This is a genomic window from Pseudomonas asiatica, assembly GCF_040214835.1.
Lineage (GTDB): Bacteria > Pseudomonadota > Gammaproteobacteria > Pseudomonadales > Pseudomonadaceae > Aquipseudomonas > Aquipseudomonas putida_Z.
Map to the genome: position 1 here is coordinate 2,447,685 of NZ_CP157874.1, position 25,902 is coordinate 2,473,586.

General features: G+C 61.7%; 29 protein-coding genes. 13 read left to right on the forward strand and 16 right to left on the reverse strand.

Annotated elements, in window-relative coordinates:
* The first annotated feature begins 77 nt into the window (after positions 1-77).
* On the forward strand, positions 78-1,502 hold the full coding sequence (locus tag ABNP31_RS10995) for an OprD family outer membrane porin (protein ID WP_350013315.1): 1,425 nt from the start codon (positions 78-80) through the stop codon (positions 1,500-1,502).
* A gap of 328 nt (positions 1,503-1,830) precedes the next feature.
* On the opposite strand, the gene ABNP31_RS11000 is transcribed toward ABNP31_RS10995, so the two are convergent.
* Complete coding sequence (locus ABNP31_RS11000) at positions 1,831-2,727, reverse strand: LysR family transcriptional regulator (RefSeq protein WP_085663380.1); 897 nt, start codon at positions 2,725-2,727, stop codon at positions 1,831-1,833.
* A 118-nt stretch (positions 2,728-2,845) separates the two neighbouring features.
* On the opposite strand from ABNP31_RS11000, the gene ABNP31_RS11005 reads away from it, so the two are divergent.
* Entirely contained in the window at positions 2,846-3,772 is a 927-nt protein-coding gene (locus ABNP31_RS11005) for a SphA family protein (RefSeq protein ID WP_238066073.1), read from the forward strand.
* A 253-nt stretch (positions 3,773-4,025) separates the two neighbouring features.
* Entirely contained in the window at positions 4,026-5,057 is a 1,032-nt protein-coding gene (locus ABNP31_RS11010) for an IS110 family transposase (RefSeq protein WP_085693505.1), read from the forward strand.
* A 308-nt stretch (positions 5,058-5,365) separates the two neighbouring features.
* On the opposite strand, the gene ABNP31_RS11015 is transcribed toward ABNP31_RS11010, so the two are convergent.
* Both ABNP31_RS11015 and ABNP31_RS11020 read right to left on the reverse strand, forming a co-directional pair.
* Complete coding sequence (locus tag ABNP31_RS11015; RefSeq protein WP_046613854.1) at positions 5,366-6,154, reverse strand: formate/nitrite transporter family protein; 789 nt, start codon at positions 6,152-6,154, stop codon at positions 5,366-5,368.
* A 212-nt stretch (positions 6,155-6,366) separates the two neighbouring features.
* Positions 6,367-8,088 (reverse strand): amidohydrolase, encoded by a 1,722-nt coding sequence (locus ABNP31_RS11020; RefSeq protein ID WP_350013316.1) that lies wholly within the window; start codon positions 8,086-8,088, stop codon positions 6,367-6,369.
* Positions 8,089-8,332: 244 nt separating this feature from the next.
* Here ABNP31_RS11020 and ABNP31_RS11025 point away from each other — a divergent pair, with 244 nt between their 5' ends.
* From ABNP31_RS11025 to ABNP31_RS11040, 4 genes are all read left to right on the forward strand, one after another.
* On the forward strand, positions 8,333-9,262 hold the full coding sequence (locus tag ABNP31_RS11025) for a LysR family transcriptional regulator (RefSeq protein ID WP_085663384.1): 930 nt from the start codon (positions 8,333-8,335) through the stop codon (positions 9,260-9,262).
* Positions 9,263-9,379: 117 nt separating this feature from the next.
* Positions 9,380-10,450: a C45 family peptidase gene (locus ABNP31_RS11030; RefSeq protein ID WP_350013413.1), complete on the forward strand. Its 1,071-nt coding sequence runs from the start codon at positions 9,380-9,382 to the stop codon at positions 10,448-10,450.
* Between the two features lie 53 nt (positions 10,451-10,503).
* Positions 10,504-11,838, forward strand: a complete 1,335-nt coding sequence (locus ABNP31_RS11035; RefSeq protein ID WP_085663386.1) for an MFS transporter — start codon at positions 10,504-10,506, stop codon at positions 11,836-11,838.
* 667 nt (positions 11,839-12,505) lie between these two features.
* Entirely contained in the window at positions 12,506-13,120 is a 615-nt protein-coding gene (locus ABNP31_RS11040) for a hypothetical protein (RefSeq protein ID WP_350013414.1), read from the forward strand.
* Between the two features lie 387 nt (positions 13,121-13,507).
* Here the strand turns inward: ABNP31_RS11040 and ABNP31_RS11045 are convergent, their stop codons facing one another.
* Positions 13,508-13,738 (reverse strand): hypothetical protein, encoded by a 231-nt coding sequence (locus tag ABNP31_RS11045; RefSeq protein ID WP_085663389.1) that lies wholly within the window; start codon positions 13,736-13,738, stop codon positions 13,508-13,510.
* 292 nt (positions 13,739-14,030) lie between these two features.
* On the opposite strand from ABNP31_RS11045, the gene ABNP31_RS11050 reads away from it, so the two are divergent.
* Positions 14,031-14,273: a hypothetical protein gene (locus tag ABNP31_RS11050; RefSeq protein WP_003257678.1), complete on the forward strand. Its 243-nt coding sequence runs from the start codon at positions 14,031-14,033 to the stop codon at positions 14,271-14,273.
* Complete coding sequence (xth, locus tag ABNP31_RS11055) at positions 14,270-15,064, forward strand: exodeoxyribonuclease III (RefSeq protein WP_025339516.1); 795 nt, start codon at positions 14,270-14,272, stop codon at positions 15,062-15,064. Before ABNP31_RS11050 ends, xth begins: the two co-directional genes overlap by 4 nt.
* Positions 15,065-15,082: 18 nt before the next feature.
* Here xth and ABNP31_RS11060 read toward each other — a convergent pair whose 3' ends face one another.
* The 8 genes from ABNP31_RS11060 to ABNP31_RS11095 all read right to left on the reverse strand — a co-directional run bounded on the left by ABNP31_RS11060 (position 15,083) and on the right by ABNP31_RS11095 (position 19,273).
* Positions 15,083-15,418 (reverse strand): hypothetical protein, encoded by a 336-nt coding sequence (locus tag ABNP31_RS11060; RefSeq protein WP_025339515.1) that lies wholly within the window; start codon positions 15,416-15,418, stop codon positions 15,083-15,085.
* Between the two features lie 107 nt (positions 15,419-15,525).
* Complete coding sequence (locus ABNP31_RS11065) at positions 15,526-16,635, reverse strand: mechanosensitive ion channel family protein (protein WP_085663392.1); 1,110 nt, start codon at positions 16,633-16,635, stop codon at positions 15,526-15,528.
* Positions 16,636-16,720: 85 nt separating this feature from the next.
* Complete coding sequence (locus ABNP31_RS11070; protein WP_350013317.1) at positions 16,721-16,870, reverse strand: hypothetical protein; 150 nt, start codon at positions 16,868-16,870, stop codon at positions 16,721-16,723.
* Positions 16,871-16,915: 45 nt separating this feature from the next.
* Entirely contained in the window at positions 16,916-17,161 is a 246-nt protein-coding gene (locus tag ABNP31_RS11075) for a hypothetical protein (RefSeq protein ID WP_025339513.1), read from the reverse strand.
* Complete coding sequence (locus tag ABNP31_RS11080; protein ID WP_350013318.1) at positions 17,161-17,625, reverse strand: hemerythrin domain-containing protein; 465 nt, start codon at positions 17,623-17,625, stop codon at positions 17,161-17,163. Before ABNP31_RS11080 ends, ABNP31_RS11075 begins: the two co-directional genes overlap by 1 nt.
* Positions 17,626-17,774: 149 nt before the next feature.
* On the reverse strand, positions 17,775-18,218 hold the full coding sequence (locus tag ABNP31_RS11085) for a DUF421 domain-containing protein (RefSeq protein WP_025339511.1): 444 nt from the start codon (positions 18,216-18,218) through the stop codon (positions 17,775-17,777).
* A 9-nt stretch (positions 18,219-18,227) separates the two neighbouring features.
* Positions 18,228-18,734, reverse strand: a complete 507-nt coding sequence (locus ABNP31_RS11090) for a hypothetical protein (RefSeq protein WP_350013319.1) — start codon at positions 18,732-18,734, stop codon at positions 18,228-18,230.
* 35 nt (positions 18,735-18,769) lie between these two features.
* Positions 18,770-19,273, reverse strand: a complete 504-nt coding sequence (locus tag ABNP31_RS11095; RefSeq protein WP_085663394.1) for a CinA family protein — start codon at positions 19,271-19,273, stop codon at positions 18,770-18,772.
* Between the two features lie 185 nt (positions 19,274-19,458).
* Between ABNP31_RS11095 and ABNP31_RS11100 the strand changes: the two genes are divergently transcribed.
* Together ABNP31_RS11100 and ABNP31_RS11105 are read left to right on the forward strand one after the other, a co-directional pair.
* Positions 19,459-19,692, forward strand: a complete 234-nt coding sequence (locus ABNP31_RS11100; RefSeq protein WP_004376302.1) for a PLDc N-terminal domain-containing protein — start codon at positions 19,459-19,461, stop codon at positions 19,690-19,692.
* Positions 19,693-19,758: 66 nt separating this feature from the next.
* Positions 19,759-19,929, forward strand: coding sequence for a hypothetical protein (locus tag ABNP31_RS11105; protein ID WP_176240845.1), 171 nt, complete (start codon positions 19,759-19,761; stop codon positions 19,927-19,929).
* Positions 19,930-19,979: 50 nt separating this feature from the next.
* Here ABNP31_RS11105 and ABNP31_RS11110 read toward each other — a convergent pair whose 3' ends face one another.
* Positions 19,980-21,200 (reverse strand): zinc-dependent alcohol dehydrogenase, encoded by a 1,221-nt coding sequence (locus ABNP31_RS11110; RefSeq protein WP_350013320.1) that lies wholly within the window; start codon positions 21,198-21,200, stop codon positions 19,980-19,982.
* A gap of 84 nt (positions 21,201-21,284) precedes the next feature.
* Between ABNP31_RS11110 and ABNP31_RS11115 the strand changes: the two genes are divergently transcribed.
* Together ABNP31_RS11115 and ABNP31_RS11120 are read left to right on the forward strand one after the other, a co-directional pair.
* A complete protein-coding gene (locus ABNP31_RS11115) occupies positions 21,285-22,118 on the forward strand; it encodes a DUF2238 domain-containing protein (RefSeq protein ID WP_350013321.1) in 834 nt (277 codons plus the stop codon).
* 336 nt (positions 22,119-22,454) lie between these two features.
* The gene (locus ABNP31_RS11120) at positions 22,455-22,940 is read left to right on the forward strand and encodes a glycine zipper domain-containing protein (RefSeq protein WP_025339507.1); all 486 of its coding nucleotides are present in this window, start codon (positions 22,455-22,457) and stop codon (positions 22,938-22,940) included.
* A 144-nt stretch (positions 22,941-23,084) separates the two neighbouring features.
* Here the strand turns inward: ABNP31_RS11120 and ABNP31_RS11125 are convergent, their stop codons facing one another.
* From ABNP31_RS11125 to arsJ, 3 genes are all read right to left on the reverse strand, one after another.
* Entirely contained in the window at positions 23,085-23,444 is a 360-nt protein-coding gene (locus ABNP31_RS11125) for a cupin domain-containing protein (RefSeq protein WP_085588129.1), read from the reverse strand.
* Positions 23,441-24,034: a GNAT family N-acetyltransferase gene (locus tag ABNP31_RS11130; protein ID WP_176240846.1), complete on the reverse strand. Its 594-nt coding sequence runs from the start codon at positions 24,032-24,034 to the stop codon at positions 23,441-23,443. The genes ABNP31_RS11125 and ABNP31_RS11130 overlap by 4 nt, the downstream gene beginning before the upstream one ends.
* A 609-nt stretch (positions 24,035-24,643) precedes the next feature.
* On the reverse strand, positions 24,644-25,897 hold the full coding sequence (gene arsJ, locus ABNP31_RS11135) for an organoarsenical effux MFS transporter ArsJ (RefSeq protein ID WP_085663398.1): 1,254 nt from the start codon (positions 25,895-25,897) through the stop codon (positions 24,644-24,646).
* Between the last annotated feature and the right edge of the window lie 5 nt (positions 25,898-25,902).

Consider the following 25,902-nt stretch of genomic DNA (forward strand, 5'->3'; position numbering starts at 1 on the left):
CTGCCGGCTGCCGGTTAGAGGAGCAGCACATGAGTACATGCGCTAACTATCCCTTGGCGGGCATGAGGTGCACGGCGATGGCGACCCTCGACGCGAATCGGCGCCTGCTGCTTTGCCCGTTGGGGCTTGGCCTGGTGCTTGCGGCGCCTGCCCAGGCTGACAACGCCCTGGGCCAGAAGGACAACATCTTCACCGGTGTCAATGACCGGCAGGCCGTGGAACTGGGCATCCCGCCCGGTCTGGTCGAAGGCGCGCGCCTGGATGCGCTGGTGAGGAACTACTATTTCCAGCGCGATAACCACTCTGACCTGGTACCCCGCGACCCGACCGAATGGGCCCAGGGTTTTCTGTTTTCGTTCCGCTCGGGCTTCACCGATACGCCTGTCGGGTTGGGCGTGGATGCGCACGCCTTCCTCGGCATCAAGCTCGATGGCGGCGGTGGAAGTGGCGGCGCTGGCTTGCTCCCGCTGGACTCATCGCTCAAGCCGGGTGACACGTTTTCCAGTGCCGGCGCGGCGCTCAAGCTGAGGTACCTCGACACGTTAGTGAAGGCCGGCGACCAATTGGTCGAGAACCCGGTGGTGGCGAGCGGCACAAGCCGCCTGTTCCCGCAGACGTATCGTGGCGTCACCCTGAAGAACCATGGCATCGACGACCTGTGGCTGGATGCCGGGTTCGTGGAATCTACCCGGCTGCGCAACCAGAGCGGCCACTCCCACCTGGTCACCGCCTATGGCGCGCGCAACAGCGCGGGTGTGGCGGCGGACCGCGAAAGCCCTCATATCGGCTGGCTTGGCGCGGTGTATGGCCGGCCGCAAGGGCTGCAGCTGACCGTTTATGGCGGCCAGCTGGAAGACATCTGGAATCAGTATTACCTGGGGGTTTCGCAGGTGTTTCGGGTCAATGATGCGCTACTGCTCAAACCCTACCTGCACTATTTCAAGACCCGGGACCAAGGGCGCAGCCAGCTGGGTGACATCGATAACGACACCTACAGCGCCGGTATCTCCGCGACAGCCTATGGCCAGACCCTGACCTTGGGCTTGCAGAAGGTCGACGGCCGAACGCCGTTCGACTACATCACGCAGAACGACCGTGTCTTCCTTTACCTGAGCAACTCCCAGCAATTTGCCGATTTCAACGGCCCCGGTGAAAAGTCCTGGCGCCTGCAGTACGAAACCAGCCTGGCGCCGCTGGGGGCGCCTGCGCTGCAGTTCATCGCGGCCTACACCCGGGGCGAGGCCGACCTCACCCGGGTCGACCCAGCAAGCGTCGGTTATGGCTATATCTACAACCCGGACGGCAAGCACGCCAAGCACTGGGAACGTGACCTTGCCCTCAAGTACCAGGTGCCAGCCGGCCCGGCGAAGGACCTGTCGTTGACCCTGCGCTGGGCAACGCACCGCGAGGGTGATGGCTATACCGCGCCCGGCAATACCCGCGGCAACTCCAGTGCCGATGAGTACCGCCTGATCGTCGATTACCCGATCAGCCTGTTCTGATTGCGTGATGTGCGTTGGCCACGACGCACAGGCCCGCTGAAGGGATGATGCTTGGTCATGCAAGCCAGCTCTCCTAGAACTGCACATAACTCGTTGAATTAGCAGGGCCCCTGTGGGAGCGGCTTTAGCCGCGAACACCGGCGTAGCCGGTGCCATGCACCGCGTTGGATTCTTCGCGGCTAAAGCCGCTCCCACAGGGTGACGCGGACTGCTTGCGAATTCAGTTCTCTACGCGACAGCGCAGCCGTACTTGTGGGAGCGGGCGTGCCCGCGAAGGGCCGCAAGGCGGCCCCGGCCTGACATCGGCCAGGCGCCGGCATAGCGCCGGTCATTCCCAGATATGTTCGGCCAGAAAGTCGATCAGGCTGCGCACTGAGGGCAACAGGCCGCGGCGGGAAGGGAACACCGCATGGACGATGCCGCAGCGCGGTTCCCATTGCGGGTTGAGCTCCACCAAGCGGCCGTTATCCAGGTCCTGGTCAACCACCATGAACGGCAATTGCACGATGCCTACACCGTCAAGCGCCGCCTGCCGCAGTGCGCTCATGTCATCGGTGATGTAGCGCGGCGTGTGGCGGATTTCGGCATGCGCGCCGTCGGGCCCTTCAAGTTGCCAGATGTGGTCCCTGGGTGGCCCCCAATCCAGGCTCGGCTGCTCACCCAGGTGCTCTGGTTCGACGGGCAGCTGCAGCGCCAGCCGCTCCACCAGCGAGGGGCTCGCGACCAGCCGCTGTGGGCTCCTGGCCAGTGTGCGCATGACCAGGTCGCTGTCCTCCAGCGGCGGGAAGCGCACCCGCAGCGCCAGGTCGAGGCCTTCGCCCAATACATCCACACGGCGGTTGGTGGGTTCCAGGTGCACCTTCACTTTCGGGTTTTCGGCCATGAATCGACTGACCAGCCCGCCAACCCGGTAATGCAGCAGGGTTGTCGGGCAGCTCATGCGGACGGTGCCCTGGGGCTCGGCGCGGGTGCGTTCGACCACCCATCGGGCCGCTTCCGCTTCCACCAGCATGGCCCTGCAATGCTGGAAGAACTCCTGGCCCGTCTCGGTCACCGAAAAGTGTCGGGTGGAACGCTGGAGCAGGCGTACGCCCAGGCGCTCCTCCAGCTGCAGGACGCGCCGGCTGAGTGTTGATTTCGGAATGTTCAGTGCCCGCCCGGCCGGCGCGAAACCGCCGTGCTCGACGACTTGGGCGAAGTAATACAGGTCGTTCAGGTCTTCCATGTTCGATCGTTCACCAGATGGAACTCTGTGACCAATCTATCAGCTCTATCGCATGCAGGGTGAGAGCACTAACGTTTCCAGATTGGCGTTGAAACATGAATGCCCACAGGAGACCTGGATGAGGCCTTACAGAAAGTCCGCTGCACTGTTGTCGCTGGCGACGGCACTGGGCAGCGCAGAAGTCGTGGCCGATGCTGTCAGCCTGCCGCCGTTGCCGCTGGGCAACACCAGCTTCCTGGATGGCGTCGTACGGCCAGGCATGCTGTTCGAACTGCCGATCCAGCACTATCGCGCCCAGGACGCCACGGACAGCCACGGCAGTGCGGTGCCGGGGCGTCAGAAAGTGCACAGCACCACGGTGCTGCCGCACCTGGCCTACATCACCGAGCACAAGCTGCTGGGCGCCAACTACGGTATGGAAGTGCTGTTGCCGCTGGTGCACCTGGAAGTCGATATCGACAACGGCCCGGACGGTTCACGCACGCGCCAGGGCGACCTGATCTTCAGCCCGTTGCTCCTGCAATGGGCGCCGGTGCAGCTGTTCGGGCGCCCGTACTGGCAGCGTTTGAACCTGGTAATCACCGCGCCCACCGGGGATTACGACCGTGATGCCAGCATCAACGTCGGCAGCAACCTGTGGGTGGTCAGCCCGCATTACGCATTTACCTGGGAGCTGACCGACCGGCTCGAGGTCAGTGGGCGCCTTCATTACGCCTGGTCGAGCCGCAACGAAGACCCGGCCAGGCATTTGCAGGCCGACGATATCCAGCCCGGCGAGGCGGTGCACAGCAACTTCTCGGTGTCCTACGCAATCTCCGATGCCTGGCGGGTGGGCCTTGCCGGTTATGACCTGGGGCAGATATCGGCCGACCGGATCGACGGCCACCGGCAGTCAGCGTCCAAGGAGCGCGTGCTGGCCCTGGGGCCTGGCGTGATGTACAGCAGAGGCAAGCAGGCGTTCTACGCCAACTTCTATGTCGAGCAAGGTGCAAGGAACCGGTCCGAGGGCAATCAGCTGACGTTGCGCTACCTGTTGCCCTTCTAGATCGGCACTGGTACGCCCGAATGAAAACCTGTGGGAGCGGGCAAGCCCGCGAAGGGCCGCAAAGCGGCCCCAATTGCCTAAACGACCGGCATTAGGCTACAGCCCGACTGCGTCAGCAACGGTAGGCGATACGCGCAGCTTGCAGAACCGCGCCTGGCGCAAGGCTTGCGCTGTACCTAATGAAATGGTCCTCCCAGGACTCCCCAGTGAAAGCTTAAGCTTTCACTGGGGGATCTAACTGGAGATCGCCGTTATGAATACTCAGAATCTTGCTCTTACCAGCTTGGATCTAGGCAAAAATTGTTTCCATTTCCACGGCCAGGATAGCCGTGGTCAGTACCTGTTCCGTAGCAAGATTTCTCGCAGCAAGGTTTTTTCCTACATCGCTCAACTACCACCCTGCACCTTGGCCATGGAGGCCTGTGGAGGCGCTCATTTCATGGCTCGATTCGCAGCCAGCTGTGGTCATCAACCCAAATTGATTGCCGCGCAGCATGTACGACCTTATGTCAAAAGTAACAAGAACGACTACACCGACGCCGAAGCCATTGGTGAAGCAGCCAGTCGTTCGGCGATGCGATTTGTTGCAATCAAAAGCGAAGCCCAGCAAGCGCTGAGCATGCTCAACATGACCCGTGAAGCTTTCATTCGGGACCGCACAGCGACGGTCAATCGAATCCATGCATTCCTGCTTGAGTGGGGCGTTAGCCTGGCGCCAACCTTCAAGTCGGTCAGAGAGTTACCGGAAACCTTGGAAAAACTTCATGCTCCTGGCTCGGTCATTCGCCTTTTCGAACAGTTTCATGCGCACTTCAACTACCTCGACGAACAGGTCAAGGCACTCACCAAAGAGCTGGAGAGCCAGGTCGCTGGAGATGATCTGGCAACCCGTTTGATGACCATACCGTGTATTGGACCGATCACCTCCAGCGCCCTGGCTGCAGAATTAGGTGACGGTAAGCAGTTCAAACGAGGACGTGACTATTCGGCCTCGATAGGCCTGGTGCCCAAGCAGCTGACCACCGGCGGGAAACCGCGCTTGCTGGGTATCAGCAAACGCGGTGATCGCAATCAGCGACGGCTACTGGTGCAGTGCAGCCATACCTTCATCAACCACCTGGATAAGCAATCTGGGCGATTGGCTGACTGGGTGAGAGTGTTGCTGACTCGTCATCACCCGAATGTGGTTGTGTGTGCCTTGGCGAACCGGTTAGCACGGATAGCTTGGGCAATCGCACATAGCCATGGCATTTATGAAGCAGGGCCAAGCGCACAGAACGCTTGACCCTGCGCTACCAAGCACCACCCAACGGTTTTTGCGATGCTGGATAACAGATGACGTAAACGGCCAACCGACCTGACGAAAAACCTGGGCTCCCACGCGGCTCTAAAGCCGATTTACCTAATCAGGATCGTCAGGCGCGATTTTCATCAAGGCGCGAACCTTAACCCTTCGACGCCGAATAGATTGCGGCAAGCCAACTACGCATCCAGATTCAGTATTGCAGAAACTGGGAGGACCATAGATGTGGGAGCGGCTTCAGCCGCGAACACCGGCCAAGCCGGTGCCAGACACCGCGGTTGCGCAATGCCTCACTGCACCTCGCACGCTTCCTGCGAAGGCACACCGTAGGACACGTAGTACGCCAACCCCACGAAGATCGCCCCACCCACCGCATTCCCCAGGAACACGGCCACCAGGTTCTCCACCAACTGCCCCCAGCTCAGGTAGCCGGCAAAGATCGCTGCGGGAATCAGGAACATGTTGGCAACCACGTGCTGGAAACCGATGGCGACGAACGCCATGATCGGGAACCAGATGCCGAGAATCTTGCCGCTCATTTCACGGCTGGCATACGACAGCCACACTGCCAGGCACACCAGCCAGTTGCAGCCGATTCCGGACACGAAGGCGTGGAGGAAGTCGGCGTTGGTCTTGCTGGTCGCAGCCGCCAACATCTTGTTCAGGTAGGCCCCCTCGGTCAGGCCCAGCAAGTGACCGAAGCACCCGGCAACGAACAGTGCACCGAACAGGTTGGCGACGGTCACCAGCAGCCAGTTGCGCGCCACGGCGCCTGGGCCGATACGCCGGGCGAACATCGCCAAGGGCAGGCTCATCATGTTGCCGGTGAGCAGTTCGCCACCGGCCAGGATCACCAGGATCAGGCCGATGGGAAATACCGCGGCGCCCAGCAGTGTGCCGAACGAGGCCCACTGTACCGGGATCATGGTGCTGACGTGGATAGCCAGGAGAAACCCCAGCGAAATGAATGCACCTGCGAGAAACCCCAGGACCAGTGTCGCATGGGTGGATAGATGGGCTTTTTTGACGCCGCTCTCGATGACGAGCTCGGTGATACGGGTGGGGCTATTGACGGACATTTCGCAAACTCGAACACAGTGACGGCGACGCAACTGGCAGGCACGCCGTGGTGGGGCTTGATCAGTACGGGTAGGCTGCGCAGCTGGCGCAAAGGTGTAACGCGCACCTTTGGGCCAGCGGCGAAGAGGGCGGCAAGCTACATGAGGCAATTTGACGCGGTCAAATCGATGGAATGGATGAGCTGATAGACCGCGTCGATGAGGCCCGCAGGTCAGCGCGCGTAGATCAGCTTCCCGGCAAACCAGGTCTGCAGCACTTGGGTATCGCGCAGCGTTTCGGCATCGACGTCGAGCACGTCGCGGTCAACCACGATCATGTCGGCTTGCTTGCCGACCTTGAGCGAACCGATCTGCTGCTCCAGGCGCATGGTGCGGGCGGCGTTGAGTGTATAAGCCTGGAACATCACCTGACGGTCGATGGCTTCAGCAGCGTTGAGCACACCTTTGGGCCCCTTGCGGCTGATGGCCTGGTAGATCGCCTGCCAAGGGTCCGGTGTGGTGATCGGCCAGTCGCTGGCGCCGGCAAGGGTGGCGCCATGCTTGAGCAGCGAACGGGCCGGGAAGGTGTGCATGAAGGCCATGGCGTTCACGTACGGCTTGACCAGCTCCATGTTCGATTGGTCGGCGCTGGCCCAGTACAGCTGCATTGCTGCAATCACGTCGAGCTGCTTGAAGCGGGCGTATTCCGTGGGGTTGACCATCTGCAAGTGGGTGATGGAATGGGGGATGCCGCTGTGGCGATCACGCCGTGCCTGCTCGATGCCGTTGAGCGCCTCGCGCACGGCGCGGTCGCCGATGGCATGCACGTGCACCAGCCAGCCACGGGCGTCGGCGGCACTGACCAGCTCGCCAAAGTGCTTCGGGTCCAGCAGCAGTTCGCCGTGCTTGCCAGAGTTGCTGTAGGGATCGAGCATCGCCGCCGTTTGCGCTGGCGCTTCGGCAACGCCGTCGGCAAACACCTTGATGCCTGGCAGGGTGAGGTTGTGCACGCCGAGAAATTGCCGGCGTACCTTGTCCAGTTCGTCCAGGTCGGCGGGGCGTGCCCTGGAATCGGCCATCAGCAGGGCGGCGACGTGGGCGGTCAGCTCGCCGCGCGCGGAGAGGTCCTTGTACACCGGCAGCACGCCCAGCGAATGGTTGTTCACATCGGCCCCCGGCAGCTCGTTGGCCAGCGGGTCCATCCAGCCGGTGATGCCCAGCTGCTTGTAATGGTCAAGGGCCATGCGCCCTGCGCTCAGCAGGGTGGCATGGGGCAGCGCGGGCAGCAGGTCGGTCACCGGGTAGTAGCTGGCATCGGCGAGGAAACCGTTTGGTGTTCCGTCCGGGTGTTGGCCGATGGTGTTGCGTGCCTCGGCAGGCAGGGCAGCGATGGTGTCGGCATCGATTGCGGCGCGCTTGAGCATGGCCTGGTTGGCCCAGCCGGTGTGCATGTCGTTGGCGGCGAACAGGATCGGTTGCTCGGCCCATTCGCCGTGGTTGAAGCGCTGTTCCAGCGCCGGAATGTCATTCCAGTAGGTGCCCGGTACACCACCGACGACAAGGAACTCGCCGCGCACGGCCTTGCCGTCGCTGCGCCACTGGCGCAGGCGCCGTTCCAGTTCGTCCAGGGCAACCTGCTCGCCGGCGAGGTCGGCCAGCACCAGTTGCAGGCCACCCTTTATGGCATGCGAGTGGGCGTCGAGCATGCCCGGCATCAGCACCTTGCCACCCAGGTCGATGACCCGGGTGCCTTCGGCCCTAAGGCGTAGCACGGCCTGGTCGGAACCTACCGCGACGATTTTCTCGCCCTCGACAGCCACGGCCTGCTGCAAGGGCTGGCCGGGCTCGGCGGTGTAGACCTTGGCGTTGTGCAGGATCAGGTCCACTGCCGCGAAACCCGGCATGCAGGTGCAGGCCAGGCCGGCGCTGATTGCCATCTTCAGGAGCTGCTTCATGCTGTGCCTCGTTCTTGTCGTGATGGCGCCGCAGCCTAGCCAGGGGGCCAGGGCGGATAAAGGCGAGGGCAGGCACAACTTTTTTCGTGATGAGGAAAGAATCCCGAGCCCGTATTTGCCAGGCTGCAAGCAGCGGACCTTGCCGTGCCTATTCAAATCGCCGGCATTTGCGGGTTTGATAGGAGGGGCAGATACTCGCCACCCTCGCATCACTCCCACCGTTTGTGCCGAACAGGAAGAAACCATGGACAAGATGATGGCCCTGACCATCTTCGTCGCTGCCGCCGAGCACGGCAGCTTCAGCCGTGCGGCCGAGCAACTGGGCAAGACGCCGTCTGCCATCACCAAGGCTGTTGCGCACCTGGAGAGCGAACTGGGCGTGCGCCTGTTCGAACGCACCACCCGGCGCATGGCGCTGACCGAGGCCGGTACCTTGTACCTGGAAGGCGCGCGCCAGGCGTTGATGCACCTGCAACGGGTGACCGAGGAAGTGGAGCAGTTGCAGCACGCGCTGCGCGGTACCCTGCGCATTACCGCGCCACCGTCGTTCGGCCCCGCGTTTCTCAACCAGGTGTGTTGCCGCTTCATGCGCGAGCATCCGCAGGTGCGCCTGGAGGTCAACCTCAACGATGCCAACGAAGACCTGATCGATGGCGGCTACGACCTGTCGCTGCGCGACGGCCCCACCGATCAGCCGGAGCTGATCGCCCAGCCGCTGATCGAGAACCGCGTGATCCTTTGCGCCAGCCCTGCCTACCTGGCCCAAAAAGGCGAGGCGATCACTCTGGAGAACTATGCCCAACACGACTGGCTGCTGTTGCGCCACCCGCTGCTCAACCGCAGCTTCTGGTGGATCGAACACGGCGGCCAGACGCTGCGTGTGCGTCAGCCCACCCCTCGACTGGTGAGCGACAACTTCGACTTCCTGCTGGCCTGCCTGCTCGATGGGCAGGGCTTGCAGTTCGTACCCACCTGGTGTGCCGCCCCCTACCTGGCCAACGGGCAGCTGGTGGAGGTGATGCCCGACTACTGGCGGGCGCTGAGCGCGTTCGGCCCGTGGGTGCACGTGCTGTATCTGCCGCACCGGCGCAATACCCGCAAGGTGCAGGCGTTCATTGCCTTGCTGCATGAGCACCTGCACGGGCAGGGCGCGCAGGCGCTGGCACGGAGCTGAGTTTTTCCATCGGGGCACAAAAGTTGTGCGGGTTGTGGCGATGATCGATTGGGGGAGGCCTCGTTAGGCTAGCGGTGCTTGCCTGACCACCGCGGCCTGTACCAGGAGTTCCCCGCCTTGAAGATCCACACCCATGTCAGCGACATCCGCAACCCCCTCGAGCGTGGCCACCAGATTGGCGCGCGCTTCGCCGAGCAGATCCGTACCACCACTGCACTGTACCTGGGCTTTTTCCCGCGGGTTGGCGTGCCCTTGAGTGAGGCGCAGCGCATCGGCGAAAACAGCTTGGCAGCCCTGGAAGCCTGGAGCCCGGGCCTGGCCGCTGAAGTGGCCGGCATGGCCAGCGGTGCCGAGCTGCCGCTATGGCAGCTGGCGAGCCTGAACGCCCGCACTGAAGTACTGGCGGCCCGAACCCGCCACAGCGAATGCTCCACCACCGTGCATGCACCCCGTGGCGCACGTGCGCCGCGGACCCTGCAGACCTGGGATTGGCATGACAGCCTGTGCCCCCATGGCCTGATGCTGGCGCTGCACACCGAGCGCGGCATGAACGTCAAGCTGTTCTGCGAGTTCGGCATGCTCGCCAAGCTTGGTGTGAACAGCGCGGGCCTCGGCCTGCACTTCAATATCCTCCACCACGCCAGTGACAACGACAGTGGTGGTGTGCCGGTGCACGCCATCGCCCGGCGTCTGCTGGAGGAGGCCAGCAGTGTCGAGGAGGCCATCGAGCTTGCCCGTTCGGCGCGGGTCAGTGCCTCCACCGTGCTGACAGTGTTCTCCCGCCAGGACCGCAGCCCGCGCGCGGCCAGCATCGAATTGAGCCCCGCGCGCACCGCCTTGGTCCTGCCACGGGAAGACGGCTGGCTGCTGCACACCAATCACTTCCTCGACCCAGAGCTGGGCCTGGGCGAGCAGGTCGCCGACCGTGCCGATACCCAATGCCGCCTGGGCCACCTCGAGCAGGTGGTCGGTCAGATGACCAGCGCTGACCTGCGTGCCCGGGCCGAGGCCATGTGCGGCGCCGAGGGCGACAGGGCGCCGATCTGCTTCCACCCGGACATGGCCATGCCCGATACCGAGCGCTGGGAAACCTTGCTCAGCGTCGGCATCGACACCGAACGCTGTGCCCTGCAGTACGTGGCCGGCACGCCTGTGCAACTGGCCAAGGCCGGCTTCGACACTTTCTGAGCCAACCCGGTGCCGCCAGCTCAAGGCGGCGCCGCTGAACGAGAACAACAACAATGCATGCGCAACATTCCCGCCCTGCGTCATCCCGTTCCGCCTTGCGAACCTTCTGCGTCTCCGGACTGGGGACGGCGCTGGAGTTCTATGACTTCATCATCTACGGCACCGCCGCCGCACTGGTGTTTCCCCAGGTGTTCTTCCCGCAGATGGACCACTTGACAGCCACGTTGGTGGCCTTCAGTGCTTTCGGTGCGGGCTTTCTTGCCCGACCGTTGGGTGGCCTGGTGTTCGGCCACTTCGGTGACCGCATCGGCCGGCAGAAGGTACTGGTTGCCACCTTGCTGTTGATGGGCATGAGCACCTTCCTCATCGGCTGCCTGCCCGGCCATGCCAGCGTCGGTGTGGCCGCGCCGATCCTGCTGGTGCTGCTGCGCCTGGTCCAGGGCTTTGCGGCTGGCGGGGAGTGGGGTGGTGCCGCGCTGTTCGGCATCGAGGCTGCGCCACCGGGGCGACGCGGGCTGTGGGGTAGCTTCACAAGCATGGGGATTGGCGTGGGTGGCATCCTCGGGGCTGGGGTGTTCGCCATCGTCAGCGCGGCGTTTGACGACAACCTGGTCGATTTCGCCTGGCGCATCCCGTTCTGGCTGGGCGGTACCTTGGTGCTGATCGGCCTGTACGCGCGCCTGAGGGCACCGGCAGCGGCCACCACGCCCGTGACCAAACCTGAACATGCACCGTTGGCCGCGGCCCTGCGCCAACGTCCGCGGCAGCTGTTGCTGTGCACCGGGATCGCCTTCGGTTACTGCACCATCGCCTACATCGGCAGCACCTTCTTCCTGACTTACGCCACACAGGTGGGCTTTGGCAGCACCGAGGCGTTGATGTTCGACCTGGCGATGTCGGTCGCCATCGTGCTGTCTGCGCCGTTGTTCGGCTACCTGTCGGACCGTTTGGGGCGGCGCACGGTGATGTGCTTCGGCGCAGTGGCAATGGCCGTGGGGCTGTTCGTGTTCTTTTCCCTGGTGGGCATGAAGAGTTTCGCCATCGCCTTGTGCGGCTACAGCCTGACCGGCCTGTTGATGGGCGCGACCCAAGGGCCTATTCCGGCCTTCCTCGGCGAGCAGTTCCCGCGCAGCATGCGCTACTCGGGTATCTCGGCCAGCTACCAGATTGGCGCCGCGCTGGGCGGCGGCACCGCATCGAGCATCGCCACGGCAATCCTGATCCTCACCAACCATGACCCGTTGGGCGTGGCGCTGTATGGCGCGGGGGCACTTGCACTGGTTGCGGTGTGTTCGCTCATGCTGCGCGAGACATCGCGGTTGAGCATGGCGCAGATCGATGAGGAGGTGCCGGGGCGCGTGGCGTCTGCGGCATTGGGCAGTCATTGAGGGTATTTGCGCTGCCTGCCATCACCCAGGACAAATTTGAGGGTGTTGGCAGGCTGAAGGCGACAGACGGGCTGCTGGCAGTGCGAGGCGATCGGAATGGGTCTGGTCTTGGCCTGACTGATGGCACTTCAGCCACGGCCACCGGCAAAACGAGATCTGCGAAACTGCGGAATAGAGCATTCAAAGTCACTTGCGAAGTTTGGATCCAGTTGTCGATAAAACTTTCCACTCGGTCAAATTACAACAACTTAGCAAACTAACTAACTTGACTTAGTGTACCGCCTGTCGGTCGTTTTGCTCGAGAAATGAACGATTTGGGCGACGCTGACTCCTATTTGCCAGCAGGTGCCTTCAATGTGATTGCACCTCGCGCCTTTCCCCCAGAACTTATGGACGTTCAACCTCATCGGCATCGCAGGGATGCTCATGGGGCTTTTTTTTTCCTGAATAGTGGAGCAATGCCATGCCCAACCGAGGCTCTTCGGGTGAGCCACCGTGTGTATTGAATAATGATCTGCTTTTTCATTTAACGATTCGAATTTGGCTTTGCCGCTGCGATTAAATCGTTCGCACGCCTATTGCAAGGTCATCTAGCGCTAACGCATTACGTGGAGAAAACGTCGTGGAGATTAATACAATTATTAGCCTGTTCGGGCAGAAAGAATCCATGGAGCTGGTGCGGTTGTCGGTGATTTACGTTCATTTACTGGCCTGTTGCATTGCCATTGGCCTGGTATTCGCCAGTGACGCCGAGATGGTCAGGAACTTGTTGAAAGGTCATAAAGAGGCCGGGCATGACAGTAAGCATATGACGAGCTTGCAGAAGTCCGTGGCCAATGCCCTGATATTCTTGTGGCTCTCGGGCGCCGCAGTGATTGGAATTGACTACCTCGATAAAGGTATGAACTATTTTGCCAATCCGAAACTTCAAGCGAAGGTCATTATTGTCATGTTGCTGACCTTCAATGGCATGCTGTTGCATCGTTATGTATTGCCTGCCCTGCTCAAAGCGGGCAACTTGCTGGACCTTAATTTTGGCGTGCGGATGTTCGCACTGTTCTCCGGCGCACTGTCGGGTGTGTCCTGGTTGTATGCGGCGATGCTGGGCGTTGGCCGGCCACTGGCCTGGAAATACTCGCTGACCGAGTTGCTGCTGGCTTATCCGGTACTGATCCTGCTTGGCTTTGCCATGATGGCTGCCCTGACCCAGTGGGCACGCAACCGTAGCCAGGCCGAACCGGTTCCGGCGCCTGTCTGGCGACTGGCTGGCATTCCTACCTGATTGCCTGAGTAACGCTTCAATTACGCCGCGAACCGGGAAACCTGGTTCGCGGCGAGCTCGTTTCATGCGCAGCGTCCGGGCGGTTCGGCTGGCGGTTGGTAAAGGCCCGAAGTGATGTGTCGCCTGATCCGGCCTCTTCGCGGGTGCGCCCGCTCCCACAAGGTCCCGCGCAGTTCTGTGGGATATCGCCCAGTCCTTTGGGCTGCGCTGTCGCGTAGAGAACTGAATCCGCAAACAGTGCGCGTATCCTGTGGGAGCGGCTTTAGCCGCGAAGAATCCAACGCGGTGCATGGCACCGGCTGCGCCGGTGTTCGCGGCTAAAGCCGCTCCCACAGAGTCCCCGTTGATTCAATGAGTTATGTGCTGTTCTCCCCATCCGCTGACGGCTCAGGCGCGAACCAATAGAAATATCGCCGGTAGCAGTTGCCCGCCGTCAGGCGGCAGGCCGCCTGCATTGGTTTTTTGCGCTCGTTGCAGCGTGGTGGCGATGGTGATTTCCGTTCGCGACTCGATACTCCGCGCCACACCTCCCACCGAGCCTTCACCGAAGCCTAGCAGCGAGCAGCCGTTGTTGATGAGCACGAAGAAAACGATCACCCAGAATGGGCCGCAGTTCATGGTGCAAGCCCCAGGGCGTCGATGGCTGCGCAAGAAACGATGGAAACGCTATCGCCAAGGTCCGCTGCATCAGCGCCTTGTCTCATTGAGTTGAAAATGGGGGAGGCCATGTACCCGCTCCAGATGTTGCTTGTGGAGCTAATGGTGACGGCGCGGTGATTCAATGAAAAACGATGCTCAGTGATCCAGGATATCGATCCGCTTGATCATTGAACGTAGCGATCAGCGTCGGATTTGAACGTCGCTGCATGGTTGAGGCTCTTAATGCAAAGGACACCGTGAGGGCTCCCTTATGAGCATTGAACGCAGCATCCCTGAGCTCGAGGCCTGGTACGCCCAGTACGACGACATCAGTTACCGCCGTGAGTCGCCGGATGCCTACCACCATGAACTGCTGCGCACCGCCGAGGCGCTGCGTGACGATGGCGCCATCGATTGGGACGACTGGCTGGCACTCAAGGCATTGGCCGATGACGCTCATGTGCGTGCTCTGGAAGATGCCGTGCAGGCCCACGTCAGCGACCCCGACGCATGAAAGCGCTGAAGATTGCCACGTTCAACATCAACGGCATTCGTAGCCGGCTGCCGGCACTGCTGGCCTGGCTGGAGCGGGAAAAGCCCGACATCGCCTGCCTGCAGGAACTCAAGGCGGCGGATCAGCAGTTTCCTCGCCAGGCGCTCGAAGCGGCGGGTTATGGTTGCCTCTACCAAGGGCAGCCTTCGTGGAATGGCGTGGCCATTCTGGCGCGGGGCAGCGAACCGCTGGAAGTACGTCGTGGCCTGCCTGGCATGGAGGACGACAACCAGAGCCGCTACCTCGAGGCAGCCGTGCAGGGAGTGCTGGTGGCATGCCTGTATCTGCCGAACGGCAACCCGCAACCGGGGCCGAAATTCGATTACAAGCTCCGCTGGTTCGAAAGCCTGATCGCCCATGTGAAAGGGCTGCATGACAGTGGTCATCCCGCGGTGCTGGCGGGTGATTTCAATGTGGTGCCTACCGACATGGATATCTACAACACGCGCTCCTGGATGAAGGACGCGCTGCTGCAGCCCGAATCACGTGCGTGCTACCAGAAACTGCTGAATCAAGGCTGGGTCGATGCCATTCGTCATCTGTATCCGGACGAACGCATCTATACCTTTTGGGATTATTTCCGCAACCACTGGGCCCGCAACGCCGGGTTGCGTATCGACCACCTGCTGCTCAACCCCGAGCTCGCGCCTTACCTGAAGCGGGCTGGTGTCGATGCCTGGGTGCGTAACGAACCCAAGGCCAGCGACCATGCACCAGTCTGGATCGAGCTGAGCACGCGTCGTCGGCCGTAGGGCAGTTCGAGCGAACCTTCAACTACCGGAACTACCGCTGGAGCCCGAACCACCGGAGCCTCCGGTCCCGTTGCCGCGTTCCGATCCATTGCTGTCACTACCCGATCGGTCGGTAGTGCCATCGCCACCGGTATTGTCAGTATCATTGCTATCGGTGCCGCCAGAGCCCGTCCCCATGGCATCCGCAGGCGTGCCGGAGCCGGTCGCTCCGCCTTGGCCGTTCATGTGCCCACTGTCATGCGGCTGCGTGCCAGGAGCACGCTGATCGTTCATGTCGGTGGCTGCCAGCACCACAGGTGCGCTGACCCCCAGGTACAGCGCGAGCAGTAACGAATGAGGCTTCATGATCTTCATGGCGATACTCCGTTGCGGGTTGGTCACCTTCTGTTCGGCCTGCATTACCCACGGCCGTGCCGTGAAAGCGACGGAATGCTTGGAGCGCTGACATGCATGGGTGCGGGTTACCCCACGTGAATACTTTGAGGCCCGCGCTTCGATTCCTCTGGCAAGGCCGTGACCTTGATCGCGCGTACCGGTACGGCGAATTTTGCACCCACCTTCGAGAAGCGCTCGAGCAGGTGGAAATTGATCGCTTGCTGGATGTCCATGTACAGGTTGTAGCCGGGGTCCTTGACGATATACACGCACTCGAATTCCAGCGCCTCCTTGCCGAAGCCGCGCAGGTGGGCACGGTCGAAGCGCACCTGCTGCTGTGCCTTGATCGCTTCCTCGACAATGGCGGGTGCTTTCTTCACGGCCTCGGTTGGCGTGTCGTAGGACAGGCCGAACTCGAACACGATCCGTCGTTCCTGCAGGCGCTTGTAGTTCTGGATGGTGCTGCTGATCATGCTGGCGTTGGCCATGACGATCTGCTCGCCGCCCAGGCTGCGGATGCGTGTGGTCTTCAGCCCCACGTGCTCCACCGTGCCGGCCAGCGGGCCGATGACGATGAAATCGCCCACTTCGAACGGCTTGTCGACGGCGATGGATAGCGAGGCGAACAGGTCGCCGAGGATGTTCTGCACGGCCAGTGCAACGGCGATACCGCCTACCCCCAGGCTGGCGACGAAGGCGGTGATGTTCACGCCCAGGTTGGACAGCATCGCCAGCAGCACCACTGACCACAACAGCACCCGCGCGCCCCATGCCGACAGCGTGGCCAGCGCGCTGCCCTGGTTCAAGCCGTCGGTGCGATGCCGGGCGAAGTAGCGACTCAGGCCCAGGCCGATGGCGCGGTTGGCCCACAGCCCGATCTGCAATGCCGCGACCACGAACCACAGGCTCCCGACCCGGGTCAGCCAGCGCTCGGGCAGGTCGAGCATGCTCAGGCCCACCAGCAGCGAGGCAAGGAACAGCAGAAAATTGCTGGTCCCGGCGAGCACCTTGGCCAGCACCTGGCTGAGCGCGCCGTCACGCTCGGACCAGCGCCTGACCCGATGCAGCATGAAACTGATGGCCGCCCGCGCCACGAGGAATGTCAACAGCGCTACCGTCAGTGCCAGCAAAAAATTGAGAACGGAAACTCCGAACAGTGTGGTATCGGTGAACAAGGCGATGATGCGATCACTCATGAGACACTTGCCTCCTTGCGCAGGATTGGTGACTGGGGGAGCGGCATTGCCGGCGAAGCAGGCAACGCCACTCGTCAGGTGAGCCTCAGCCGTCGGACTGCTCCTCTGGCGGCACCTGGCCTTCGGGCCAGTCGGGCGCTTCCTGCTCCTGTTCCTGTTCCTGTTCAGGCACAGGCTCGCCTGGGTTGTGGGGTACTTCGTCCACGTACGGGTCGGGTGTGTCGGGTTCGATCATGGTCTGGCTCCTCGCCGTTGGGCTTTCAGGCATGGAACCGGGCTTTCAGCCCGACTCCACGGCAGTGTTTTTCTTCCAGCCCCGCAGGTTCATGGCGCACAGGCAGCCCTGGAGGAGGATCAGCGCCCAGGCTTGCGCCTGCCACCCCCAGGCGGCCCACAGCACGTTGCTGGCAATGAAGCAGCAGAAACCCAGCTTGCGCCGGCCTGGGCGCCGTGAGCCGATGCACCAGGCGGCAAGTACCGTCAGGACCATGGCGGGCCATTCAAGAAAGTCGATCCAGGCCTCCATCACGCGGCACGCTGTTCGCCCTTGAGCAGTTTCTTCTGCGCTTCCATGGCTTGGCCGAGCTCATCCAGTTCCTGCTTGCCCAGCAGCTTGCGGGCGGTCGGGAACAGCTCGCTTTCTTCCTCCTCGATATGGTGTTCCAACAGTTCCTTCATCACCTTGACCCGCCCGGTGAACTCGACGGTACCGGTCTCGGTTTGCAGCAGGTCCGGCAGCACCAGCGAGTCGACGGTGCGGTGCTCTTCCTTGGCTTCGTAATACATCTTCGCTTCTTCCTTGCCGCCGGCCTGCTTGATGGCCGGGTACAGGATTTTTTCTTCCAGAGCGGTGTGGATGCTCACCTCCTGCTTGATGCGCTCGAGCAACTCGGCGCGCTTCTTCACTGCGCGCTCAGTGGTGGAGGACAGTTCCTCCAGCAGCTTCTTCACCAGCTCATGGTCCTGGATCAACAATTCGATAGCGTTCATGCAACACCTCTTCGGGGCTGGATAATTCACGATTGCCTTCGATGGAGTAGGGCCCGCGCGCCAAGGTTCAAAGCGGATGATCAACGTACTGGTGTCGCGAAAGGGCTGCACCCACAAGGATCCACACAGTTTGCACCGGCCCGGCCGGGTCACTCCTGCGGGATGATCGAGATCTTGCCGTTGCGCTCGACGATGGCGAACTTGATCTGCCCGACGCTTTCGATGCCCTGGCTGTCCCGCGCCGATTCGAGAATGTCGTCTTCGGTCAGCCGCGCCCGCCGCATTCGGTGGTGGAGAAAGCGCCCATGGTCCACGACCAGTGTCGCGTGGCCGTCGACCAGCCGGGCCAGGCGCCTGGAGTTGAGCTTGGCCAGCGAAAGGCCGACATCCAGGACGATCAGTGTGGCGATCACCAGCATGGCGTTGGTGAACGAGAAGTCCTCGCCGAGCAATGCCTGCTGGGTTGCTTCGCCGATGATCAGCAGTAGGACGAAGTCGAAGGTGGTCAAGTCTGCCAGCGAGCGCCTGCCAGCCACGCGAAACAGCAGCATCAGCGCGATGTACATGCCTGTCGCACGGAGAATGGAGTCCATGTCGCGCTCCTACGGGTAGAGAAAGGTCGAGAAATGCACTGCGCTGCCCGGGCCGGCGCTGACAACACCTTCGAGCGTGCCGACGTGTTCGCTGCGCAGGGTCAGGTAGAGGGTGGCGATACCCTCTTTGCTGGTGCCAAGCTGGAGCAGAAGCGACCTGCCATGGGAAAGCGATACTTGCGGCTCTGGCTGCAGCGTTTCGATGCTGGCTTCGCGTAGCAGGGTCCCCCCGAGCAACAACATCACAGGCTCCCCGGCAGTACCGCGAACCGTGATGCGCAGGTTGTCGGTGGTGCCGCTGCGGCTGAGGCGCTGATACTCCACATGCACCCGGCCGTCCTCACTCATGAGCTGGGCGTCACTGAGCGGACCGTTGCCGAACAACCCGGCCAGGCCCAGCAGCACGACCAGCACCAGCGCGTACCATCCTACCCGTTCGAAACGCCAGACCCGCTGCTGCATTCGCATGTCTTCTTCGACGGGGTGGTGCCTTGAAGCCAGCTCGTCTTCATCCATGCTCGTAGCCCCTCTTGTAGCCCCTCACGTAGCCCTCAGGCGCGCTCGCCGCGCAGCCAGCGTTGGTGGTAATGGGCCAGGTGCGACAACCCGTAAAGCGCGCCTTGGCGGATTACCTCCGCGCGCTCGCCAAAAAAGCGCTGGCTGCGAGTGAACACGGCCAAGGGCTCGCCGGCAAAGGCCCAGGCAAAGCACACCGTGCCCGGGGCGATGGCACCCTGCGGATCCGGCCCGGCAACACCCGTGCTGGCGATGGCGACGGTGGCGTCGCTGTCTTTCAAAGCGCCGAGCGCCATCTCCCAGGCTACCGCCTCGCTGGTCAGGCCGTAGCGCTCGATAGTCTGCGGGCTGACGCCGAGCAGACGTTTCTTGGCACTGGGCGAGTACACCACGTAGCCGCTTTCCAGTACCTCCCCGGTCCCCGGCACTGCTGCCAGCAGCGCAACCATGGCACCGGCCGTGCAGGATTCTGCCGTGGTCAGTACCAGCTTGTGGGCCTTGAGGTAATCAAGGGCCTCGAGTACGGGGTCGGTCGTCATGGATAGTCACTCGTGCGTTGTCTTGTGGTGGACGTGTTTCCTGCGGGATTGGTTCATTGCTTGTGCCACCGATCAATGGCGGGGAAAGCTTCCTGAACTTTGTTCCGCTTGCTGGCTTCCTCTGGGTAGGAGGGTAGTAGCGCGGGCCACGCGCTGCTGCCGGAACAACCGGAGGAGAAGTGATCATGACCGAGCCTGTGACGTATTTCTGGATCGCTGTTGCGGCGATCATCGTGTTGCTCGATCTGTGGGCCATCGTCAGTGTTTTCCGCAGTGACAAGAGCGACGTGACGAAGGCGATGTGGGCACTGTTGCTGTTGGCGCTGCCCATTGTCGGCCTTGCCATCTGGGGCGTGCTTGGGCCGCGTGGAATCAAACGCGGTACCGGGCCGTCGTCGCCTGAACATAGCAAGGGGTAGGAGGGGAAATGAAGAAAGGATCGGAGACACCTCGCAGCGGAACCCAAGGTGAAGAGGAACGGGACAATGACGCGCAGCGTCCTGATGGGTCAACTGGCACGTCCCATGATTCCACTGCGCAGAAAACAGCTCGTGATGAACGCAACGCAAGCGGTCCGCGTAACCTGTGGGAGCGGCTTTAGCCGCGAAGAATTCAACGCGGTGCATGGCACCGGCTGCGCCGGTGTTCGCGGCTAAAGCCGCTCCCACAGGTTCCCTGCTGATTCAATGAGTCATGGGCAGTTCGATCATCGCTGTATCCCCCCGAATGCATGGTCAGGTCCCAATGTACCGGCGGCAGCGCCCGGCACGAGGATGACCTTGCGGCAGTCGTCCTGCTTCTGGTCGAACAACTTGTAACCCAACGCCGCTTCTTCCAGGGCCAGACGGTGGGTGACGATCAGTTCCGGTTCCAGGCGCCCGGCCTCGATATGTTCGAGCAGTTCAGGAAGGAATTTCTGCACGTGGGTCTGGCCCATCTTGAACGTCAGGCCCTTGTCGAAGGCATCACCGAACATGAACGCGTGGATAAAGCCCGCATAGACCCCAGGCACGCTGACCACGCCGCCCCGGCGCACCGCGGCGATGCTCTGGCGCAGCGCCTTGCCGCTGCTGCCCTCGATCTTCAGCGTGGTCAGTACTGTTTCGGTGGTACTGCCCTTGGCCTCGAAACCGACCGCGTCGATGACGGCGTCCACGCCGCGCATGCCTGGGGTCAGGCGGATGATGCTGTCGGCCGGGTCATCATCCTGCTCGAAGTTGATCGGCACCACACCGTAGGCGTCGCGAGCGAACGCCAGGCGGTAGTCATTGTCGTCGACCATGAAGATCGTCTGGGCGCCCAGCATGCGCGCGCAGGCTGCGCTCAGCAGGCCGACTGGCCCGGCGCCATAAATGGCTACTGTCGAGCCGGGGCCGACCTGCGCATTGGTAACGGCCTGCCAGGCTGTTGGCAGGATATCCGAGAGGAACAGCACCTTGTCGTCCGGCAGGGCGGTAGGCACCTTGAACGGGCCGACGTTGGCCTTGGGCACCCGCACGAAATCCGCCTGGCCGCCGGGCACGCCGCCATACAGATGGCTATAGCCGAACAGTGCGGCCCCGGGCGGGATGCCTTTCTTGTTGATGATTGCACCGCGGCCGGTGTTGGTGGTTTCGCAAGCGGCAAACTGGTCGAGCTGGCAAAAGAAGCAGCTGCCGCAGGCGATCACGAAGGGAATCACCACGCGGTCACCGACCTGCAGGTTGGTCACCCCGCGGCCGGTATCTTCGACGGTGCCCATGAACTCGTGGCCGAAGATATCACCCGGCTCGGTCTGAGGAATCTTGCCATGGTAGAGGTGCAGGTCGGAGCCGCAGATGGCGGTAGCGGTGACCCGGAGGATGATGTCGTCCTCGTCCTGGATGATCGGGTCGGGGACATTGTCGACCCTGACGTCCTGGGTTCCGTGGTATGTCAGTGCTCTCATTGGTTCATCTCCTGCAGTGGCGGGTCCGGGTGGTCTATGCAGGGGAAGCCAAGGGGGGAGGTAAAGTTCAGGTGGAATCATCCAGTGGCAAGTTTCAGTGCCATCGGCGCCAGCCAAGGTAACGAAGTCGTTGGGGTGACATGGCATCAGCTGAAAACAGCTACCGGAGGAAACTTTAGCTGCCCTGTCAGGCTCAACCGTGCTCAAGCCGAGCGTAAAGCCATGAACAATAATCCAGCATCGCAAACAAGCTTTGCCCCGTCGGCCACGCCAAGGCAGGTTGCGGGCTTGCTGGTATCGGCCACGTTGATGGTGATTGCCTCGGGGGTTGCGCCGCATGACCGTGCAGATTGGTGGCTGGAAAACGTTTTGCCGCTGGCACTCCTGCTCACCTTGGCTGCAACCAGCCGCTATTGGCGCTTTTCGTGGCATGCCTACCTGGCAATCATGGTGATGCTGGCGATTCATGAGCTAGGCGCGCATTTCACCTATGCCAAGGTTCCCTATGACGCTTGGCTGCGTGCGCTTACCGATCACTCTCTGAATGCCTGGATGGGCTGGCAACGCAACCAGTTCGATCGTCTGGTGCATCTGAGCTACGGCCTTCTGTTCGTCTTGCCGATCAGGGAACTGCTCCAGCGCCAGGTCCTTTTGCGGGGCGGCTGGTTGGCGTTGTGCGCTGTTTCTTTCGTGCTTGCGACATCGGCGCTGTACGAACTGCTGGAATGGATAGGCGGCCAATACCTGGGCGATGACCGGGCACAAGCCTTTCTCGCGACCCAGCAAGACCCTTGGGATGCGCAAAAGGACATGGCCTTGGCTTTGCTCGGCGCACTTTTCACCTTGTTGATCCAGTGGTTTGGGTCACGCAAGCTTTGGGGTAGAAGAGTAGTGTGTGTGGAGGACAGGCACGGCTGACGGGGCAGGACTTATCGCAGTGTAGGAGCGGCGTTGTGTCGCGAAAGGGCTGCGAAGCAGCCCCAGGGTTTCGGCGCAGATGCATAAGTTGCTGGGGCTGCTTCGCAGCCCTTTCGCGACACAAGGCCGCTCCTACAGGGCCAGCAGGTAGCATCCAGCGCGACACTGGAAAGGCCTTTCGCAATCAGCCTGTGACCAGCGAAAATCCCTAAAGTTTCCGTTGGGAAAACAGTAACTTGGAGAATTTTTCCAAGTCGTGTCACTCGTCGGATTTCCATTGTAAGGCCCTGTGCAGAGCCTCAGGATCGCCTCCGTATCCCTCTGAGGCTTTCACATATGAAGTACTCCTCGATTCTCTTGTTGTCACTTGGCCTGCTGAGCGGCGTTGCGTCGGCAGGCGGCAATACCGAAGCAGGTATAGGTGGCGCATTGGGTGGAGTATTGGGCTCGGTCGTCGGCCAGTCGATCGGCGGCAGCACCGGCTCGGCAATCGGCGCGGGCCTGGGTGGCGCGGCCGGTGGGGCGGTGGGGGCCGACAAGCACAGCCGTGGCGAGGCGGCCATTGGCGGCGCACTGGGTGCAGCTGGCGGTAACGTGGTGGGTCGCAAGATGGGCGGCACCACTGGCAGCATGATCGGCGCAGCAGCCGGTGGCGGTGTGGGTGGTGCCTTGGGCAACCACATGGGCCGGGAATACGATGACGAAAGCGGGCATCGCTATCGTGATTATGACGACGATGACGATGATCGGGGCTGGCGTCGTCACCGCCACGACCGTGGCAATCACTACGGCTGGCGCAACAAACACCGCCACGACGACTGATCCCGCCGAGGCGGTTACGCTGTTTCTTTACCTGCTTGGGGCCGCTTTGCGGCCCTTTCGCGACACAAGGCCGCTCCCACAAAGGCTCTGTTCCATGCGCGACAGCGCAGCCGTGAGGTAGAGGGCTGTTGTGGCCTGCCGTGCCTAGTTCGCTGGCAAGAGGATCACGAAGTTCTTTTTCATGTCTTCCAGCACGGTCCATTTGCCCTTGGCGCCCGGTTCGATGATGAACGTGTCACCAGCGGCCAGTTTGACGGGGGCGCAACCCTCAAGCTCGATGACGCAGCATCCACTCAGGACATGGCAGAACTCCCAAACCTTGTAGTCGATGCGCCACGCTCCGGTGCTGGCTTCCCATTCTCCGGAAATGCGACCTTGCTGTTCATCGTGATAGTACTTGGACGTCAGCGTATGAGGGGTGCCTTCCACGACCTCTTCAAAAAAGGGAAGGTCGCGTATCGGTTGGATATCCAGTTCGCGGAACACGGTCAGTTTCTTGTTCATGGCTTTTTCTCGAGCACGTTTTGGTTAGGGCGATACATCAAATAGGCTTCACCGGTTACGCCCAGCATCGGGTGCGGAACGATCTGGCAGGTTTTAACAATTTGAAAACCGTGACGTTCGTAGAAGCGGCGTGCACCGTGGTTTTCTGCGTAATCGATCAGGCATAGCCCATTCAGGCCAGACTCCTCGGCGCGCTGCTGGGCGTGGCGAAGAAACTGGACGCCCAGCCCCTGGCTGCGCCAGGCTTCATCCAGGGCCAGGCTGGATATGTACAAGGTGTCGGGTATTTCCATGTCGGAATAAGGCGCGAGGACCGGGTCTGCCTCGACAGACCTGTCAGGGGTCTCGCGCAAGGCATAGCTATGCATCATGCCGATGACACGCCCTTCGAAAGTGGCCATCAGGCAGTTCTTGTAGGAAAAGTCGCCTTGTTCCCTGGCATAGCGAGACGCACCGACGCTCAGCAATGCTTCTCCAGGAGCGGCAAGCTTGCTCCATATGTAATCGGCCATGCCCTCCGATGTCAGTTGAAAGAAGCGCGCAATATCGTGCGCGTCCGAGGCTTGAGCGGGCCTGAAGTCGATAGGCATGTACAGTGCTCCCATGGGACCGGGTGGTCAGTTTTCAAGGATTACGCCTTTGGCAGGGAGGCAGGGTAGGCGGGTTGAAAGGTGCCCATCATGCTGTGGGCGAACACCGTCAGCACGGTGTGCGACGCTGTCCCATGCGCAAAGGCATGGCGGCATCTGTAACCGGGGCCGCTTCGCGGCCCATCGCCGGCAAGCGCGGCTCCCACAGGTACAGCGCATGCATGAAGGCTGGTGATATTCCCGAGGAAGATTGCCCAGCCCCTTTGGGCTGCGCTGTCGCGCAGAGAACAAATATCGCTCGTCTGACGCGTCCTTTGTAGGAGCATCCTTGTGCTGCGAAGAGGCCGGTACAAGCAACAGAGCGTGGATCAGTGTAAGCGCCGGGTCGTTAGCAGCCATCCGAGACCAACCGCTATGGACCCAAAGCGGACGCTAAAAGATAACTGATTTTGTAAGCGCGACGCGTACTCTGTGGGAGCGGGTTTACCCGCGAAGCAGGCGCCGCGGTGGATGGCACCGGCTGTGCCGGTGTTCGCGGGTGAACCCGCTCCCACAATGATTTCTGTTGGGCAGAACGACAGCCAAGGATCGATTGTGGGCAGCTGTGGATCACCCCTTTACCTTTTCCTCTTCGCTAGCCTGGAGCACCCCGGCAGCATGCCTTGGCAATGCGATAGAAATCAGGGCAGCCAGCAGAACAAACGCTGTGGAGATCCACAGGCAGGCTCCCAGCCCGTAAGCCTGGAATACCCAACCGGAAAGCAGCGTACCGACCAGCCGCCCTAGCGCGTTGGACATGTAATAGAAGCCCACATCCAGCGATACCCCGTCTTCCTTGGCATAGCTGACGATCAGGTAGCTGTGCAGCGACGAATTCACGGCGAACAGCACGCCGAACAGCATCAGCCCGCCCAGAAGCACCACCTGCGCCGACCAGCCTGCCGACAGGCCCAGGGCGATAAGCGCCGGCAGCCCGGCAAGGGCAATCGCCCAGATGAAGGCCGCGCGACCGTCAGGCACATGGCCGCGTTTCTTGCCAGTGATGTGGGGCGCAAGCGACTGGACGATGCCGTAGCCGATTATCCATGCAGCCAGGAAGCCGCCGACCAGCCAGAAGTCCCAGCCAAAAGCCGTGCTCAGGTACACCGGCAAAGCCACGACGAACCAGACGTCACGGGCGCCAAAGAGAAACAGCCGTGCGGCCGAGAGAATGTTGATGGCCCGGCTCTTGGACAGCATGTCGCGGAACTTCGGTTTGGCCTTGGCCTTGCCCAGGTCTTTCTTCAGCAGGATCAGGCTGCCGATCCAGATCAATGCCAGTACCGCCGCCATGGCCAGCACCGCCAGGGTGAAGCCGAGCAGGGCGAGCAGGGCACCACCAAGGAAGAAGCCCACGCCCTTTAGCGCGTTTTTCGAACCGGTGAGAATGGCTACCCACTTGTACAGGGTGCCTTGCTGGCTGTCCGGCACCAGAAGCTTGATGGAGCTCTTGGCGCTCATCTTGTTCAGGTCCTTGGCGATGCCGGACAGCGCCTGTGCCGCCATCACCCAAGGCACTGTCAGCCAGGCTGCCGGCACCGTGAGCATCAGCAAGGCCAGCACCTGCATGCCCAGGCCGATGTTCATGGTGCGGTTGAGCCCCAGGCGGGCGCCGAGGTAGCCGCCCACCAGGTTGGTGATCACGCCGAACACTTCGTAGAACAGGAACAGCGCCGCAATCTGTAGCGGCGTGTAGCCCAGCGAATGGAAGTGCAGTACCACCAGCATGCGCAATGCGCCGTCGGTGAGAGTGAAGGCCCAGTAGTTGCCGGTAACCAGCAGGTACTGACGCACTTGTGCAGGCAGGGCTGACAACGCCTTCATGATTG

Excerpts from the sequence above, each read along its gene's own strand:
- ABNP31_RS10995 (WP_350013315.1), top strand. The coding sequence starts at position 78 with ATGGCGACCCTCGACGCGAATCGGCGCCTGCTGCTTTGCCCGTTGGGG.
- ABNP31_RS11000 (WP_085663380.1), bottom strand. The coding sequence starts at position 2,727 with ATGGAAGACCTGAACGACCTGTATTACTTCGCCCAAGTCGTCGAGCAC.
- ABNP31_RS11005 (WP_238066073.1), top strand. The coding sequence starts at position 2,846 with ATGAGGCCTTACAGAAAGTCCGCTGCACTGTTGTCGCTGGCGACGGCA.
- ABNP31_RS11010 (WP_085693505.1), top strand. The coding sequence starts at position 4,026 with ATGAATACTCAGAATCTTGCTCTTACCAGCTTGGATCTAGGCAAAAAT.
- ABNP31_RS11015 (WP_046613854.1), bottom strand. The coding sequence starts at position 6,154 with ATGTCCGTCAATAGCCCCACCCGTATCACCGAGCTCGTCATCGAGAGC.
- ABNP31_RS11020 (WP_350013316.1), bottom strand. The coding sequence starts at position 8,088 with ATGAAGCAGCTCCTGAAGATGGCAATCAGCGCCGGCCTGGCCTGCACC.
- ABNP31_RS11025 (WP_085663384.1), top strand. The coding sequence starts at position 8,333 with ATGGACAAGATGATGGCCCTGACCATCTTCGTCGCTGCCGCCGAGCAC.
- ABNP31_RS11035 (WP_085663386.1), top strand. The coding sequence starts at position 10,504 with ATGCATGCGCAACATTCCCGCCCTGCGTCATCCCGTTCCGCCTTGCGA.
- ABNP31_RS11040 (WP_350013414.1), top strand. The coding sequence starts at position 12,506 with ATGGAGCTGGTGCGGTTGTCGGTGATTTACGTTCATTTACTGGCCTGT.
- ABNP31_RS11045 (WP_085663389.1), bottom strand. The coding sequence starts at position 13,738 with ATGAACTGCGGCCCATTCTGGGTGATCGTTTTCTTCGTGCTCATCAAC.
- ABNP31_RS11050 (WP_003257678.1), top strand. The coding sequence starts at position 14,031 with ATGAGCATTGAACGCAGCATCCCTGAGCTCGAGGCCTGGTACGCCCAG.
- xth (WP_025339516.1), top strand. The coding sequence starts at position 14,270 with ATGAAAGCGCTGAAGATTGCCACGTTCAACATCAACGGCATTCGTAGC.
- ABNP31_RS11060 (WP_025339515.1), bottom strand. The coding sequence starts at position 15,418 with ATGAAGATCATGAAGCCTCATTCGTTACTGCTCGCGCTGTACCTGGGG.
- ABNP31_RS11065 (WP_085663392.1), bottom strand. The coding sequence starts at position 16,635 with ATGAGTGATCGCATCATCGCCTTGTTCACCGATACCACACTGTTCGGA.
- ABNP31_RS11070 (WP_350013317.1), bottom strand. The coding sequence starts at position 16,870 with ATGATCGAACCCGACACACCCGACCCGTACGTGGACGAAGTACCCCAC.
- ABNP31_RS11075 (WP_025339513.1), bottom strand. The coding sequence starts at position 17,161 with ATGGAGGCCTGGATCGACTTTCTTGAATGGCCCGCCATGGTCCTGACG.
- ABNP31_RS11080 (WP_350013318.1), bottom strand. The coding sequence starts at position 17,625 with ATGAACGCTATCGAATTGTTGATCCAGGACCATGAGCTGGTGAAGAAG.
- ABNP31_RS11085 (WP_025339511.1), bottom strand. The coding sequence starts at position 18,218 with ATGGACTCCATTCTCCGTGCGACAGGCATGTACATCGCGCTGATGCTG.
- ABNP31_RS11090 (WP_350013319.1), bottom strand. The coding sequence starts at position 18,734 with ATGGATGAAGACGAGCTGGCTTCAAGGCACCACCCCGTCGAAGAAGAC.
- ABNP31_RS11095 (WP_085663394.1), bottom strand. The coding sequence starts at position 19,273 with ATGACGACCGACCCCGTACTCGAGGCCCTTGATTACCTCAAGGCCCAC.
- ABNP31_RS11100 (WP_004376302.1), top strand. The coding sequence starts at position 19,459 with ATGACCGAGCCTGTGACGTATTTCTGGATCGCTGTTGCGGCGATCATC.
- ABNP31_RS11105 (WP_176240845.1), top strand. The coding sequence starts at position 19,759 with ATGACGCGCAGCGTCCTGATGGGTCAACTGGCACGTCCCATGATTCCA.
- ABNP31_RS11110 (WP_350013320.1), bottom strand. The coding sequence starts at position 21,200 with ATGAGAGCACTGACATACCACGGAACCCAGGACGTCAGGGTCGACAAT.
- ABNP31_RS11120 (WP_025339507.1), top strand. The coding sequence starts at position 22,455 with ATGAAGTACTCCTCGATTCTCTTGTTGTCACTTGGCCTGCTGAGCGGC.
- ABNP31_RS11125 (WP_085588129.1), bottom strand. The coding sequence starts at position 23,444 with ATGAACAAGAAACTGACCGTGTTCCGCGAACTGGATATCCAACCGATA.
- ABNP31_RS11130 (WP_176240846.1), bottom strand. The coding sequence starts at position 24,034 with ATGCCTATCGACTTCAGGCCCGCTCAAGCCTCGGACGCGCACGATATT.
- arsJ (WP_085663398.1), bottom strand. The coding sequence starts at position 25,897 with ATGAAGGCGTTGTCAGCCCTGCCTGCACAAGTGCGTCAGTACCTGCTG.